Genomic DNA, 14,434 nt, shown 5'->3' on the forward strand with positions numbered 1-14,434 from the left:
CGGTTCACTCCCACTCCTCGGAGACGGTCGGGGCGGGCACGGGCGCGGCGCCGGGCGGACCGCCGTGGGTCCAGGGGGTGTCGTCGGGCTCCGGCAGCGGAGCGGACTGCCGCACCGTCAGCTCGAACAGGGTGAAGGTGACCGTCTCGCCGGGCTCGGGCAGGCTGCCGGGCTCCGGCTCCTTCCTGCGGCCCATGCCGGAGAGCACCCGCAGGGTGAGGGTGCCCTCGGCGGTGTCCACCGCGACGATCTCGGCCTTCTGCGCGGCAGGGCCTCCTCCGGCCTCCGGCCGGGGGGACCCCCAGACCCGGTGCACCTCCCGGCCGAGGTCCGCGTGCGGGCGGTCGACGGTCCGCAGGGTGACCAGCGGGCGCGGCTTGGGGGAGCGGCCGGTGGTGTCCCAGTCCGGCACCACCTCCGTCACCACGCCGCTGAACGCCTCGCCGGCCAGCCGGTGCTCGGCCATCGCCAGCGGGTCGTCCAGCGCCTCCTGGACGTCGAGGCGGGTCTGCTCGCGCTCGCGCTGGGCGAGCTTGCGGGCGGCGGTGACGGCGTCGTCCTGCCGGGGCTGCGGCGGCTCGCCGGCCGCCAGCCGGTCCCGGTGGCCGGTGTAGGACCAGCGGTCGCCGGTCCAGCGCTCCGCCAGGTGGCCGGCCGGCGGCAGCGCGCGCAGCAGGTCCAGGCCCTGCCAGACGTCCTGCCAGGTGGGCAGCAGGACGGCCGTCAGCGCCTCCTCCAGCGCGGTGACCGAGGCCCGTACCGCCGCCCTGGCGCGCCCGGCGGCGGCCTCGTCGTCCTGCTCGGTGCTGTGCTGCAGGGCGCCCACGGCGGAGTCGTAGCGGGCGATCGCCGGGGCGAGCACGAACTCGTCGAAGCGGGGGTCGGTGGCCGGGCCGGCCGGCGGGTGCAGCAACTGCCCCCGGTCATCCCGGGCGGACTCGGCCAGCTCGGCCGCCTGCGCGCCGGACAGGCCGTCCGGCGGGCGGTGCCAGGCCAGCCTGGCCGCCAGGTGCTGGTCCTCCAGGTGGCTCTGGCCGGTCGCCCAGTGCCTGGCCAGCAGGCCGGTCATCGGCAGCAGCAGGGAGGAGCCCGGCACCTGGGCGCGGTCGGTGAGGTGGGTCAGCCAGCGGCCGAGCAGCGGCACCCGGACCGGCGCCGGGTAGGGGCCGGGCTCCTCGTCCTCGACGGTGCGGCGGAAGCGGGTCGAGCGGCCGATCAGGGCGAGGTGGTGCACACCCGCGCCGTTCGGCACGACCAGCTGCGGGGCGTCCGCGCACAGCTCGCGGAACACCTGGGTCTTCTCGCCGGTCTCCGGGTCCTTCTCGGAGCCCTCGATCTGCTCGACGTCCTCGGCGTAGGACTCCAGGTAGGGCAGCAGGTCGGCGGCCAGCTCGGCCAGGAAGTCGAACCGCAGGGTGCGGTTGAGCGGTTGCGGCACCAGGTGCAGCCGGGGCGAATCCCGGTCGGTGCCGAGCATCACCGCGAGCGGCGCGCCGGACTCGCCGGCGGCGGTCAGCGGGACCAGCACCATCGGCCGGTCGGACAGGTGCCGGTGCCGGACGGTGGCCAGCGGCTCGGCCCGGCCGCTGCGGACGGCCTCCAGCCGGGCGAGGGTGGTGAGCAGGCTCATGCGCCCGCTCCCGGGGCCCGCGCCGTCAGGGGGCCGGCGCCCAGGGCCGCCGCCCCGAGGGCCTCGGCCCGCAGGGCGGCCGCGTAGGCCAGCCGCTCGGTGGCGTCGTCCGCGCCGTCCAGGTCGCCGCTCTTCGTACCGGCGGCGGCCAGCGCCCCGGCGACCGTGCGGATGCTGCCCAGCTCGCCGCGCACGCCCCGGCCGAGCTGTTCGACCCGGTCGTCGCAGCGGGCCCGGGCGCGGCAGTGGAAGCCGAGTTCGCAGGTGGAGAGGCAGTCCGGGCTGTACGCGGCGGGCACCGTCTCGACCGAGGCGGTGAGCTGTTCGGCGGTCCTGGCCGGAGCGCCGTCCTCGTCGGTGGCCAGGTCGAAGTCGGCGGTCGGCGGCAGCGCCTCCAGCAGCGGGCCGATGCCGGTCATCCGGCTCAGCTGGCGGCGGGTGGTGGCCAGTTCGCGGCGGACGTCCACGGCGACCGCGGTCGGCCGGTTGCCGAAGTCCTTCGGGCAGACCAGCAGCACGCTGGTGCGCGGGCTGCCCGGCAGCCGCTGCTCGGTGTACGGGTCCTCGGCGAGCGGCTGCCCGGCCGCCGCGGCGGCGGCCCGCTGGAGCGCCAGCACGTAGACCGCGGCCTGCCGGGCGGCGGCGCCGACCTTCGCCGGGTCGGCGCTGCCGTCCAGCACCGGGAAGGACTTGATCTCGACCACGGTGCACCGCCCGCCGTGCACCACCAGCGCGTCCGGTTCCAGGTAGGCCGTGCTGCCGGCCACCTCCAGGCGCAGCATCGGGTGGTCCAGCAGCGTCCAGGCCTCCGGCTCCGCGGCGGCCAGGGCCAGCGCCTCGACGGTCCGGTCGGCCCGCACGGCCGGGCCGGAGCGGTGCAGCAGGTCGGGGACCAGGAGCGGGGCGTGGCCGTCCGCCGGGACGCCCAGGTGGTGGCGGAGCGGTTCCAGCAGGGGGGCGTAGCCGTCCGCCTTCAGCCGGGACTCGAAGATCACGCCGCGGGCGATGGCGAACGGGGACTGACCGAAGGGGGCGGGGCGGCCGAGCCGGGCGGCCAGCGCGGACTTGTCCACCCCGGCCGCGTCGAGCACGGCGCGGCGCCGGCAGCCCGGATTGGCGGCGAGCGCGGCGAGGGAGCGGGCGTTCAGACTGCGCTGCGGGGCCGGTCCGCGCAGCTCCGCGAGCCGCTGGGCGAGCGGCTCAGCGGACCCGCCGGGCGGGACGTTCGTCGAGACGTTCATGGTGCGGCCCAGTCTCGCATCCCGGTCCGACAGCGCGGTGCGGACCGGCCACCGGACGACGCGCCGGCGGCCCTGACCCGACGCCGCGCGGGCCGTGGGCCGCCCCGGGTCCGCGGCCCCGCGATCGTGGCGGGCACCCGGGTGGGGGATCATGGAGCCCGGTGCTCAATGGTGAGACCGACCGTTGACCGCCCTGTCGCGAGGAGCCCCCATGCCCGCCCGAATCGTGCTGGTCCGCCACGGCGAGACCGAGTGGTCCGCCACCGGCCGCCACACCGGCCGCACCGACATCCCGCTGACCGAGGAGGGCCGCGCGATGGCCCGGGCCCTCGGCGCCCGTCTCGCCAAGGCCCCCTGGAACGGGCTGCCGGACGCGCTCGTCTACACCAGCCCGCTCGGCCGGGCCAGGGAGACCTGCGAGCTGGCCGGCTTCGGCGACCGCGCGGTGGAGCGCCCGGAGCTGATGGAGTGGGACTACGGCCGGTACGAGGGCCGCACCGGCTCGGACATCCGGGCCACCGACCAGCCCGGCTGGCTGATCTGGCGCGACGGCGTGCCCGGCGGCGAGAAGCTCTCCGAGGTGGCCGCCCGGGTGGACGCCTTCCTCGCCGGCCTCAACGAGGAGCACGGCGTCCCGGAGCCGGACACCACCGTGATGCACTGCGCCGACCGGGACGTGATCCTCTTCGCGCACGGCCACCTGCTGCGCATCCTGACCGCCCGCTGGCTGGGCCTGCCGCCCGAGTTCGCCCAGCGGTTCAAGCTCGGTACGGCCGCGCTCTGCGTGCTGTCCTGGGAGTACGGCGCCCCCGCGGTGGAGGTCTGGAACGACCTGTCCCACCTGGAGGGGCTGACCGCCGGGCACTGATCCCCGGCCCGTCGCCCCCGGCCCGTCGACCCGGCTCGTCGGACGGCTTCCCCGGGGTGTGCGCGGAGCCTCGCCGGTGTCTCCGCGGCGCCCCGCGGGGCCTCGCCGGGCCTCGCCGGTGTCTCCCGGAGCGTGCTCAGGCGGCGGACGCCCGGTCGTACTCGGTCAGGAAGCGGCGCACCTCGGGCACCGTGACGTGCGGGCGCAGCCGCCCGGCGGTGTCCGCGAGCATGGACCGGATCCGGGCCGAGCGGACGGCGCCGAACAGGGCGACGGCGGCCGAGCCGTGGTGCGCCGCGCCCGCGAGGTCCCCCCGGCCGAGCCGGTCGTGGGCCAGTTCGGCGGTGTACAGCACCCGGTTGCGGACGAAGTGCGGCTTCTGGAGCGTTATCGCCAGCCCGGCCTGCTCACTGGCGCGGTCCCAGTCGCCGAGCGCGGACCAGCACTGCGACTGGAGGCCGGCGAACTCGGCCTCGCCGAAGAAGGACATCCACTCCGGGTCCTGCTCGCCGGGGCCGCGGTCGAACAGGGTGTAGGCCCGGCCGATCGCGCGCTCGCAGGAGGCGCGGTCCTGGAGCAGCGCCCAGGCGCCGGCTTCGCGCATGGTCAGCAGGGCGATCAGCCGGTCGGAGCCCAACCCCCCGGCGGCGACCTGCCCGGCCTGGGCGGCGCGCAGCGCCTCGCGCGGCCGGCCGGCGTCCCGGGCGAGGAAGGCGCTGTTGCAGAAGACGTGCGCCTCCATCGCGGAGTCCCCGGCCATCCTGGCAGTGGCGAGCGCCTCCGCGTAGAACGAGCGGGCGTCCGCGAGCCGGTTCGAGTCATGCGCCAACCAGCCCACCGAGATGGCGAGTTCGCCCGCACCGGCCTGGAGCCGGCGTTCCGTCTCGGTGCTGTACTCACACTCGTTGAGCAGCACGTAGGCGTTGCGCAGCGACTGCCCGGCGAGTTCGTACAGGGCGTCCGCGCCGTGCGCGTCGTCGGCCAGCCGGATCTCCCGGACGGCCTGTTCGACGCGGAGCACCTCGGCGGCGCCCACCCGGCGCAGCGGCCCCACCGGGCCGGGCCGGCCGGGCACCACCGGCTCGGTGCCGAGCAGTGACGGCGCGGTGAACTCCGCACCGGGAAGGGCACCTTGGCCGGCGAGTACACCGGAGGCGCCGGCGGTGCCGGCCGGCCGGCCGGCGGCCGCGGCCGGTCGGTCGATGCCGATCACGGTGGCCAGCGCGGTGGTGCCGCCGGCCAGGAACGTACGGCGACGCACGTCGTCGTTCTCCTCGTCGAGATAGGGCGATCCATCGGGCCCCCGGGGCACCGTGCCTGGGCTCGGCCACGGGGGCCCGTCCGGAGCGGCTGGATCCGCGTACGGCGAGGCAGCGTACGGGAGTTGGGTGGAGAGTGGTGAGCGCGGGGCGGGCAGGGGCGGGAACGTCGGGTGGAGCGGAGGCGGTTGGGGCCGCCCGCCGCCGCCCGCCGGGCGGCCGCGGACGGAGGTCCTGGGGGCGAAGCCGAGGTCGGTGAGCGTGCGGTCCGGCCACATGTGCCGGAACACCCGCTCGTAGGCGTAGTTGGGGCAGCGGATCTCACCGGACTCGACCCGTCCGACGTAGCGGGCGTCGCAGGACACGTGCTCGCCGATCTCGCGGGCCGCCCTGCGGACGGCCGTGGCGAACTCCCCGGGTGAGCGGTCGCCGCGCAGGGCGCGCATCGCGGTGTTGGGGGACGGTCGGTTCGGCTCGGCCGGTGGGGTGGCTGCCATGGCGCCGAGAGTACTCGGAGTCACCGGTCGGCCACATTCGGTTTGCGGGATGATTGCCATCAAGTCGGGGCAAAGTGGGCCATGTTGCGGGATATCTGCCATGAAATGCCATGCCTTGCTGTAAGGCGCCCCGTGGCCTGCGGCGCGCCCGCTCCGTTGTGCTGGTACGAGGAAAGCCCATGCCGTCGCCCCGGCCCGTCCCAGCCCGGCGGCCCCTCCCAGCGGCTGTGCTTCCGGACCCGACGAGGTACAGGAGGGCTCATGACGGCCACCGGACTGCCGCAGCACCGCCCCGTCCCCGGGGAAGTGTTCGCCGGCGCGTCTCCCGCCCTGCTCCCCGAACCCGGTGACGACCGGGCCTCCGGCCGGGGGCCGGTCGAGGGCGGACACGTCCGCTGGGGCGGCCACCGGCGCGAGCGCACCACCCCCGACGAGGGCACCCGCGTCACCGCCTGCGACACCGTGACCGTCGCCCTGCGGCACGGGCTGGAGGCCGTCGACATCCTCAGACTGCGCCGCGCCTGCGGAGTCGTCCTGCAGAGCCGCAACGACAGCACCGTCTCCTTCCTCGTCCCGGCCGGCACCTGGGAGACCTGGCACCTGCCCGGCAGCTCCTGTACGGCGGGCGCCCTGGTGCCCACCGCCACCGACCCGCGCTGGGTGATCCCGCCCTCCGGTGCCGGCCGCACCGCGCGCGCCACCGACGCCTGGGTGCTCCGCTCCGCCCTCTGCGAGGCCGCCTGCACGCTCACCGCAGGCGGCCTCGGTCCGTTCTAGCGGGCGTGCCGCGCGGATCCGGCCGGGCCCGTGAGCCACCGGCCGGGTCCCCGCGGCACGCCGCCGACCCGTGGCGCCGTCCCGCTGACCTGTGGCGCCGTCCCCCCGCCGCCGGGGCCGTCCCCCGCGCGGCGGCGATAATGGCCGACATGGGACGAAGCAGCAGAGCCGCCCGCGGCAGTGAAACGGCGGCCACCACCGGCGAGGCCGGGCGTACCCACGCCCAGGGCCCGCTCAGCCGTCCCGTCGGCTCCGGCGTCGCCGAGCTGCGACCCGACCGCGACCGCCCCGCGGCCTGGTCGCTGCTGATCGACGGCGCCCCGCAGTCCCTGGTCGACCTCGCCGACCCCACCCACCTCGGCTTCGAGTACCAGCGCCGGCTCGGCCACCTGATCGACCTGGTGGCCCCGCCCGGCCGGCCGCTGACCGTCCTGCACCTCGGCGGCGGCGCCCTCACCCTGGCCCGCTACGTCGCCGCGACCCGGCCGCGCTCCCGCCAGCAGGTCGCCGAGATCGACACGGCGCTCACCGAACTGGTGCGCGCCGAACTGCCGTTGGACCGCGGCTGGCAGATCAAGGTGCGCGGCGCGGACGCCCGCGGCGTGCTGGAGCGCACCCCCGAGGGCAGCGTCGACCTGGTGATCACCGACGTCTTCTCCGGGGCCCGCACCCCGGCCCACTGCACCACCGTCGAGTTCACCACCCTCGCCGCCCGTGCCCTCTCCCCCGGCGGCTGGTACACCGCGAACATCGCCGACGGCGGCGCCCTGCCCTTCGCCCGCTCCCAGGTGGCCACCCTTGGCGCGGTCTTCCCCGAGCTGTGCCTGATCGCCGACCCCGCCGTGCTGCGCGGCAAGCGCTTCGGCAATCTCGTCCTGGCCGCCGCCCACGCCCCCCTCCCGGTCGCCGACCTCACCCGCAGGGCCGCCTCCGACTCCGCCCACGCCCGGGTCGAACACGGCCGTGCGCTCACCGACTTCGCGGCGGGCGCCGCCCCGGCGACGGACGCCACGGCGGCTCCGTCCCCGGAACCACCGCCGGGGGTGTTCCGCTGAGCGGGAGGCCCGGCTGACGGTGCTGCCCGGCTGACGGTGCCGGCCGCGGTTGTCGTGAGCCGCCCTCGTGGCCCTCGCGGTCCTCGCGGCTTTCGAGGCCCTCGCGGCCCGGAACCGCTCGTCCGCCCGCTGTGAAACCGTTGCCGGACGACCGGATCGCGCCCGACGATGGTGCCACCGACCGGCCGCCGACCCGAGGGGGACGCCATGGAGATCAGACCGGCCCGGCCGGAGGAGGCCGCGCTGCTCACCGACCTCGCGCTGCGGGCCAAGGCCTACTGGGGTTACGACGAGGCGTTCATGGCCGCCTGCCGGGAGGAACTGGCCATGGACGCCGACGTGATCGAGCGCTCGGCCACGGTGGTGGCCGAGGAGGGCGGGCGGGTGCTGGGGTTCGTCTCGCTCTCCGCCACGCCGCCGACCGGGTCGATGGACATGCTCTTCGTCGAGCCCGCGTCGATGGGCAGGGGCGTCGGCCGGGCGCTGTTCGAGCGGGCCCGGGACCGAGCCGTGGCGCTCGGGCTGCGCCGGTTCACCATCGCCTCCGATCCGAATGCCGAGCCGTTCTACCTGGCGATGGGCGCCACCCGGATCGGCAGCGTCCGGTCCGGTTCGATCCCGGGGCGCGAACTCCCGCTGCTGGTCCTGGAACCGGCGAGGTCCTAGCCGGGGCGGTCGGGCCGGCGCGGTCCGGTCCGGTCCGGTCAGTGTCCGCGCGGCAGTCCGCGGTGCTTGCACATGGCCGCCCCGGTGAGCAGCAGTCCGGCGGCGATGGGGGCGAGGACGGCGGTCGCGGTCGCGGAGCCGTGACCCGGGGCGGTCACGGTGGCGGTGTCCGCGATGGCCACCGTCCCCGGTGGCCCGCCGCCGCCCGGCAGGGGGGAGGGCGGGGCGGCCGCCGCCCCCTCGGGCCCGGCGGGCCCGGACTCGGCGGCGGCCGTGGACGCCGCCTCCTGGACGGGCGGAGCCTCCGCGGCCTCGCGCTGCCGAGCGGCGGCGAGCCGGTCGGTGCCGGGGTGGCGGCGGGCGGCGCTGGGCCGGTCGGCGGGTTCGCCGACGGAGGGGGCGCGGGTCTCGGCGGGCACGGCCTGGGCGGGGGTGGTGCCGAGCAGGCCGGAGGCGAGGGCGAAGGCGTCCGGGACGGCCGCGCGCTGGCCGGGCAGGGGCAGTCCGCCGGCCCGGATCCGGTCCTGGAGGGTGTCGCCGAGGGCCCCGACGGCGCCGGTGACCCCGGCGGCCCCCGAGACCCCGCCGACCGGCCCCTCGGCGGCCGGCTCCCCGAGGAGCCCGGGGGAGTGTTCGGCCGTTCCGCCCGCCGACTGCCCCGACCCGAGGGGACGTTCGGCTGACTGCCCGTCGAGGGCGATCCCGTCGAGCACCGGCCGCTCGAGGGTGGACCGGCCGAGCGCCGGTGCGCCGTGCAGCGCGCGGCGGGCGGCGGACTGGGCGGGGCCGCGCGGCGGGTCGGCGGAAGCCGCGTACGCCCCGGGGGCGCCGAAGCCCCAGAGCTGTGCGAGCAGGGCCCCGGCGGCCGCGACGGCGCGGGGGCGGGGCAGCCACCGGGCGATCCCACGGCGGGCACCGGCGACGCCGCGGGGGGCGGGTTCCTGGGGCTTGGTCGCGTGATTGGCTCGCACGTGAGTCGAGAACGAGCGGCCGGGCGGTGAGGTCACGCCCGCCGTCACGGACGGTCATCGTACGGATGGCCCCGGGGCCGTTGCTCCCGGGGCCACCGACCGCGTGGCGGTCAGGAGTTGGGACGCAGGGTCCAGGTGACCGTCATCACGCCGGTGACGGCGCCGTCGGCGCGGGTGATCTCGACGGTGACCGGGAACTCGGGGCGGCCGCCGGCGTCCAGCTCGGCGACGACCTCGGCGGCCGGGCGGCCGAGCACGGCGGTGGCGGTGACGTCGCCCATCGCGAGCTTCTTGTACGCGATCTCGGCGTTCACGGCGAGCGGCACGGCCCGGGACATCTGGTCGCCGAAGGCGGCGATCACGACGCAGCCGCTGGCGGACTCGGCCAGCGTGAACATCGCGCCGGCGTGCGGGCCGCCGACGTGGTTGTGGTACGCGGGCTGGTCCGGCAGCCGGAGCACGGCGCGCTCCGCGGTGGTCTCCAGGTACTCCAGCTTCAGGGTGTGCGCCATCGGCACGGTGGAGTCGAGCATCTGGCCGATCGTGGGTGTGGTCATGGCGACGATGTTACTAGTGAGTAGCTTCGAGTGGCAGGGGGTGCGCCGAAAACCGGCCGGTCGCGCGGGTGTGAGGCGGCGCACATGGACGTGAGGGGCGGACAGCTGAGGCTCCACAAGGCTGAGGGAACGCGAAAACGCCTGAGGGGCCGATCTCTTGAAGAGATCGGCCCCTCAGGCTCTGGGGTGAGTGACGGGACTTGAACCCGCGGCCACCTGGACCACAACCAGGTGCTCTACCAACTGAGCTACACCCACCATCTGTCCGGCTCGTTCCCGCTTCCGCGTTCCCGTTCCGACAGGAAGAACTCTACAGGATCCGGGAGGGTGCTCGCGCCAGGGTTTCGTTCCGGCGAACGCGAGCACCCTCTCCCGGCCCTCCGGCGGGATCCCGGCGTGCGGTGCCGGGTCGGCGCGCGGGGTGGCGCAGGGGGCTCAGCTCGCCGGGGCCCGGTACTTCCCGGCGATCGTCCGCGCGGTGTCGGCGTCCGGGCCGGGCTGCGGGACGAACACCGCCTCGCGGTAGTACCGCAGTTCGTCGATGCTCTCCCGGATGTCGGCGAGCGCCCGGTGGTTGCCGCCCTTCTGCGGGCTGTTGTAGTACGCCTTCGGGTACCAGCGGCGGGCCAGCTCCTTGATCGAGGAGACGTCCACGATCCGGTAGTGCAGGTGCTTCTCCAGGGCGGGCATGTCCCGGGCCAGGAAACCGCGGTCGGTGGCCACCGAGTTGCCGCACAGCGGCGTCTTCCCGGCCTCCGGCACGTGCTCGCGCACGTAGGCGAGCACCCGCTCCTCGGCCTCGGCCAGGGTCACGCCCTGCTCCAGCTCCTCCAGCAGCCCGGAGGCGGTGTGCATCGTGCGCACCACCTCGGGCATGTTCGCCAGCGCCTCCGCCGGCGGCCGGATGATGACGTCCACGCCCTCGCCGAGGATGTTCAGCTCGGAGTCCGTCACCAGCACCGCGACCTCGACCAGGGCGTCCCGGTCGAGGTCGAGGCCAGTCATCTCACAGTCGATCCATACCAAACGGTCATTCACACAACTCACCCTACGGCGCGATCCCGCGCCGCGGGGACCGGTGGAGCCGAGCGGGGGGCCTCGGCCTGGTGCTCCTCCGGCCCGTCGTGCGAGCCGTGGCCGTCCGGGAGCTCGCCCTCCCGGCCGGTCCTGACCGGGTGGCCGTCGCGTCCGGTCCTGGCCTCGCGCGCCGCCCTGGCGCCCTCGGCCGCGGGCCGTCCTGTCTGGCCGCGGACCTGCGGGACCCGCGCCTGGCGACCGCGCAGCTCACCCGGGCCGGAACCCGGCTGCCCGGCCGGAGCCGGCATCCGTCCGGCGCCCGCGCCGTGACCGCGTCCGGCCGCACCCGGCTCGTCCGCGGACCGCTCGACCGCGCTCCGGTGCCCCTGGCCCTGGCCGCGCGCCCCCGGCTGCGGGAGGCCGTCCTCCGCCGCCGCGTGCTCGGCGGTGCGCGGCGGACGCCCCGTCCCCGCGCCCGGTCCGGCCTGCGGCGGGATCACCGGCGGCCGCACCGGACCGCGCGCGGTCGCACCCTGCTGCCCGGGGTGCGACTGCTGCGCGGCCTGCTGGTGCGGGTACGACTGGGCGGCGCGGGCGTGGAAGGCCTGACCGGCCGGCGTCCCGACCTGGCCGGGACCGAACCCGCCCGGCTGCCCGTGCGCTCCCGGCTGCCCGTGGCCGATCTGCTGGCCGTGCTGGCCGTGCTGGCCGTGCGGAACCGGCTGCCCGTGCGGGCCGCCCGGTACCTGTGCCCCCGGCCCGGCCGGGAACGGTTGCGCCGACGGCATGCCGTGCGCCCCGCCGAACAGCGGTCCGCCCGTCGCGGCGACCGCGCCCGCCGAGGGGTGCGGCAGTGCTCCGGACAGCCGCAGGTCGCCGAGCGCACCGGCCGGCGCGGTCGGCTGCTGACCGGGACGGCGGGCCCGGTAGCTGGTCCGGTACGCGGCCGGGGAGACCCCGAGCTGGCGGCGGAAGTGCCCGCGCAGCGCCACCGGCGAACGGAACCCGCAACGGCGCGCGACATCGTCCACCGACAGCTCCGACGTCTCCAGCAGCCGCTGCGCCTGGAGCACCCGCTGGGTGATCAGCCACTGCAACGGCGCGCTGCCGGTGAGCGTGCGGAACCGCCGGTCGAAGGTGCGTCGGCTCATGTAGGCGCGAGCCGCCAGCACCTCGACGTCGAACTGCTGGTTGAGGTTCTCCAGCGCCCAGGTGACCACCTCGGCCAGCGGGTCGTTGCCGATCTCTTCAGGTAAAGACTGATCGATGTACTGGGCCTGTCCTCCGCCGCCGCGACGGCTGGGCACCACCAGGCGGCGGGCCAGCGCGTTGGCCGCCTCGGCGCCGTGGTCGCTGCGCACCACGTGCAGGCACAGGTCGATCCCGGCGGCGGTGCCGGCCGAGGTGAGCACGTCGCCGTCGTCGACGAACAGCTCGCGCGGGTCGACGTGCACCCGCGGGTAGCGCTTGGCCAGCGTCGGCGCGTACATCCAGTGGGTGGTCGCCGGGCGGCCGTCGAGCAGGCCGGCGGCGGCCAGGACGAAGGCGCCGGTGCAGAGCCCGATGATCCGCGCGCCCTCGTGGTGGGCCTTGCGCAGGGCGGTGATCGCCTCGACCGGTGGCGGCTGGGAGATCGAGCGCCAGGCGGGGACGACGATCGTGCCGGCCCGGGCGAGCGCCTCCAGGCCGTACGGGGCGGAGAGGGTCAGGCCGCCGGTGGTGGCCAGCGGGCCCTCCTCGCCGGCGCAGACCAGCAGGCGGTAGCGGGGCACTCCGGCGTCCTGGCGGTCCACGCCGAAGACCGAGAGCGGGATGGAGCTCTCGAAGATCGGAGCGCCGCCGAAGATCAGGACCGCGACGGTCTCCCGGCGGCGGCGGCCGGACAGCTTGCGCGGGGCGGAGGCGGTCACCGGGGTCGGGGAGCCGTTCGCGCCGGGCCCGCCGTGGCCCATCGGGCCGTGGCCGGAGGCGCCGAGCGCGAGGCCGCCGAGCGGACCGCTGCCCGCTCCGGGGACGGGCCCGCCGGGGACACCGTTCAGGCCCGGGGGGCCGGCGGGGTAGCCGGAGTGTCCGGGATGGCCGGAATGGCTCGCGTGGCCGGGGTGGTTCGGATGACCGGCATGGCCGGGGTGGCCGCCGTAACCCGGGTGGCCGGAATGGCCCGGGTGCTCGCCGCCGTAGGACTGGCCGGGACTGACGGGTCCTCGGCTGATGGGCGGTCCGCCGAGGGACTGCCCTCCGAAGGACGGTCCGCCGAAGGCCGGCTGGCCTCCGTAGGGCGTCGCGGCACCGTACTCGGCGGCCGGTGCCGCACCGGGGCCGACGCCGGTGCCCGCCCCGGGGGAGGGCACCGCGGGGTACGAGGAGTGCGAGGCGGCGCCCGGGGCGCGGGTGGTGGCGATCGCGGAGGTGCCGGTGCTTCTCGCGGGTCGGCCGGTGCTGCCGGCCACCGCCTGGCCGCTGTCAGGACCCGCGTCGCTCCTGCTCACCCTGCTCAAGGCGCTCAAGCCCCCTCGGTGGTGTGGTGTGGGTGGTGCGGCACTGCTGGCCAAGATCGAAATCTATCGGGTGGACCGTTGCCGTTGTGACAAGTTCACCATCCGACGCTATGTCGACATGGCAATTTGGCGTGATGCATTCGATCACGAAGCGTGGCACCCGTCGACCTTTCTGGGAAGAGGGCCGGGGTAACGGTGGCTGGTTGTCGCGGGGCCGTTCCTGGGGCGTCCGGCTCCGGCGCGCCCGGCCGGCTGGTCTGGGCTGCGGATTTGCCCAAGCGGGAGGGACCGGCGTGAAATTGACCGAAAATCGGCGGTGCACGAGGGGGCGCACAGGGAGAAGTCGTGCGCCTCCCAGGCTTCATCCGGCCAAGCGGGAGACGGCAGAACCGGGAACCGGACCGCCGGGTTACGGTCCTGCCGTGAACACCAACAGCCGGCTCGAACGGGCCAACGACAACGCCGCCGCCTTCTGGCTCGCCCAGGCCCGTGTCCACGGCTGGCAGACCCGCACCCGACCGGGGCTGACCGCGGTCCGCTGCGCCCGCACCCCCGACGACGCGCACCGTATCGTGCTGACCCGCCCCTATGACGAACCCGGCGTCGTGGAGCAGGAGTTGGCCGACCTTCTGGCCGAGTGGTCGACCGTGCGCTGCACCGTGGAGGACCCGTACGACGGCCTCGACCTCTCCGGCCTCGGGGCCTCGCGGATGCCGCTCATGCCGGTGATGGTCCGGGACCCAGGCCCGGTCGAGGACGCGACCACCGTCCTGCCCGCGGTCTCGGAGGCACACGGCGGTGGCGTCCTGACGGTCGATGAGGCCGGAGGCGGCGAGAGCTTCGCCATGGTCGAGCGGGCGATAGTGGAGGGCTTCCCGCTGCCCGCCCGACAGCCCTGGGTCCGCGGCGAAGCCCTTCCGGAACAGCTGCTGGACGTCACCGGCTGGCGGGGGTGGCTCGGCCGGGTCGACGGCACGGTGGCCGGTACCTGCCTCACCTATGACGACGGTCAGGCCACCGGCGTGTACTGGGTCGCCACCATGCCCGACTGGCGCGGTCGGGGGGTGGCCCGCGCCGTCCTCCGGACCGCCCTGGCCCACGCGCACCCGGACCGCCCGGCCACCCTGGTCGCCACCTCGCTCGGCGAGCCGCTCTACCGCAAGCTCGGGTTCGTCGAGCGGGCGCGCACCTGCTGGTGGACCCGTACGTCGGTGGTGCGGGCGGAGTAACCGGAGCAAGGTGGCCGGGGCGCGAGGTGAAGGGGAGCCGGGGCTGGGGCGGAGGGGAATCGGGGCGAGGGTGGGGCGGACGTCGGGGTGTTGGGGGCCGGGGCGTCGGGAGGCCGGGGTGTGCGGGCGTCGGCCGTCGTGGCGGCAGGATCGTCGTAGGGCGTCGACC

11 protein-coding genes, 1 tRNA gene and 1 pseudogene are annotated in these 14,434 nt (G+C 76.1%); 5 read left to right on the top strand and 8 right to left on the bottom strand.

Annotated elements, in window-relative coordinates; genetic code table 11:
• Positions 1-4 precede the first annotated feature (4 nt).
• Positions 5-1,630, bottom strand: a complete 1,626-nt coding sequence (locus tag ACZ7C5_RS26115) for a hypothetical protein (protein WP_401092088.1) — start codon at positions 1,628-1,630, stop codon at positions 5-7.
• Positions 1,627-2,871 (bottom strand): hypothetical protein, encoded by a 1,245-nt coding sequence (locus tag ACZ7C5_RS26120; protein ID WP_401092087.1) that lies wholly within the window; start codon positions 2,869-2,871, stop codon positions 1,627-1,629. Before ACZ7C5_RS26120 ends, ACZ7C5_RS26115 begins: the two co-directional genes overlap by 4 nt.
• A gap of 211 nt (positions 2,872-3,082) precedes the next feature.
• On the opposite strand from ACZ7C5_RS26120, the gene ACZ7C5_RS26125 reads away from it, so the two are divergent.
• On the top strand, positions 3,083-3,739 hold the full coding sequence (locus ACZ7C5_RS26125; protein ID WP_401092086.1) for a histidine phosphatase family protein: 657 nt from the start codon (positions 3,083-3,085) through the stop codon (positions 3,737-3,739).
• Between the two features lie 136 nt (positions 3,740-3,875).
• Here the strand turns inward: ACZ7C5_RS26125 and ACZ7C5_RS26130 are convergent, their stop codons facing one another.
• The gene (locus ACZ7C5_RS26130) at positions 3,876-5,495 is read right to left on the bottom strand and encodes a tetratricopeptide repeat protein (RefSeq protein WP_401092085.1); all 1,620 of its coding nucleotides are present in this window, start codon (positions 5,493-5,495) and stop codon (positions 3,876-3,878) included.
• Between the two features lie 261 nt (positions 5,496-5,756).
• Between ACZ7C5_RS26130 and ACZ7C5_RS26135 the strand changes: the two genes are divergently transcribed.
• From ACZ7C5_RS26135 to ACZ7C5_RS26145, 3 genes are all read left to right on the top strand, one after another.
• Positions 5,757-6,272 carry a hypothetical protein gene (locus tag ACZ7C5_RS26135; RefSeq protein ID WP_470323567.1) on the top strand — a complete coding sequence of 172 codons (516 nt, stop codon included), beginning with the start codon at positions 5,757-5,759 and terminating at the stop codon, positions 6,270-6,272.
• Positions 6,273-6,421: 149 nt separating this feature from the next.
• Positions 6,422-7,327, top strand: coding sequence for a spermidine synthase (locus ACZ7C5_RS26140; RefSeq protein ID WP_401092083.1), 906 nt, complete (start codon positions 6,422-6,424; stop codon positions 7,325-7,327).
• Between the two features lie 207 nt (positions 7,328-7,534).
• Positions 7,535-7,993: a GNAT family N-acetyltransferase gene (locus ACZ7C5_RS26145; RefSeq protein ID WP_401092082.1), complete on the top strand. Its 459-nt coding sequence runs from the start codon at positions 7,535-7,537 to the stop codon at positions 7,991-7,993.
• A 38-nt stretch (positions 7,994-8,031) separates the two neighbouring features.
• Here the strand turns inward: ACZ7C5_RS26145 and ACZ7C5_RS26150 are convergent, their stop codons facing one another.
• From ACZ7C5_RS26150 to ACZ7C5_RS26170, 5 genes and pseudogenes are all read right to left on the bottom strand, one after another.
• Positions 8,032-8,964, bottom strand: coding sequence for a hypothetical protein (locus tag ACZ7C5_RS26150; RefSeq protein ID WP_470323568.1), 933 nt, complete (start codon positions 8,962-8,964; stop codon positions 8,032-8,034).
• A 110-nt stretch (positions 8,965-9,074) separates the two neighbouring features.
• Positions 9,075-9,521, bottom strand: coding sequence for a DUF4442 domain-containing protein (locus ACZ7C5_RS26155; protein ID WP_401092080.1), 447 nt, complete (start codon positions 9,519-9,521; stop codon positions 9,075-9,077).
• A 182-nt stretch (positions 9,522-9,703) separates the two neighbouring features.
• Positions 9,704-9,779: transfer RNA gene (locus tag ACZ7C5_RS26160), tRNA-His, on the bottom strand.
• Positions 9,780-9,956: 177 nt separating this feature from the next.
• Complete coding sequence (orn, locus tag ACZ7C5_RS26165; protein WP_401092079.1) at positions 9,957-10,559, bottom strand: oligoribonuclease; 603 nt, start codon at positions 10,557-10,559, stop codon at positions 9,957-9,959.
• A 710-nt stretch (positions 10,560-11,269) separates the two neighbouring features.
• A pseudogene (locus tag ACZ7C5_RS26170) lies at positions 11,270-12,490 on the bottom strand (helix-turn-helix domain-containing protein); the annotation flags it as partial.
• A gap of 968 nt (positions 12,491-13,458) precedes the next feature.
• Here ACZ7C5_RS26170 and ACZ7C5_RS26175 point away from each other — a divergent pair.
• Entirely contained in the window at positions 13,459-14,265 is an 807-nt protein-coding gene (locus ACZ7C5_RS26175) for a GNAT family N-acetyltransferase (RefSeq protein ID WP_470323569.1), read from the top strand.
• The last annotated feature ends 169 nt before the right edge of the window (positions 14,266-14,434 follow it).

Source organism: Kitasatospora sp. NPDC036993 (assembly GCF_055607525.1).

Bases quoted from the DNA above. Each gene is read 5' to 3' on its own strand.
- ACZ7C5_RS26115 (WP_401092088.1), bottom strand. From the start codon at position 1,630: ATGAGCCTGCTCACCACCCTCGCCCGGCTGGAGGCCGTCCGCAGCGGC.
- ACZ7C5_RS26135 (WP_470323567.1), top strand. From the start codon at position 5,757: ATGACGGCCACCGGACTGCCGCAGCACCGCCCCGTCCCCGGGGAAGTG.
- ACZ7C5_RS26120 (WP_401092087.1), bottom strand. From the start codon at position 2,871: ATGAACGTCTCGACGAACGTCCCGCCCGGCGGGTCCGCTGAGCCGCTC.
- ACZ7C5_RS26125 (WP_401092086.1), top strand. From the start codon at position 3,083: ATGCCCGCCCGAATCGTGCTGGTCCGCCACGGCGAGACCGAGTGGTCC.
- ACZ7C5_RS26140 (WP_401092083.1), top strand. From the start codon at position 6,422: ATGGGACGAAGCAGCAGAGCCGCCCGCGGCAGTGAAACGGCGGCCACC.
- ACZ7C5_RS26145 (WP_401092082.1), top strand. From the start codon at position 7,535: ATGGAGATCAGACCGGCCCGGCCGGAGGAGGCCGCGCTGCTCACCGAC.
- ACZ7C5_RS26130 (WP_401092085.1), bottom strand. From the start codon at position 5,495: ATGGCAGCCACCCCACCGGCCGAGCCGAACCGACCGTCCCCCAACACC.
- ACZ7C5_RS26155 (WP_401092080.1), bottom strand. From the start codon at position 9,521: ATGACCACACCCACGATCGGCCAGATGCTCGACTCCACCGTGCCGATG.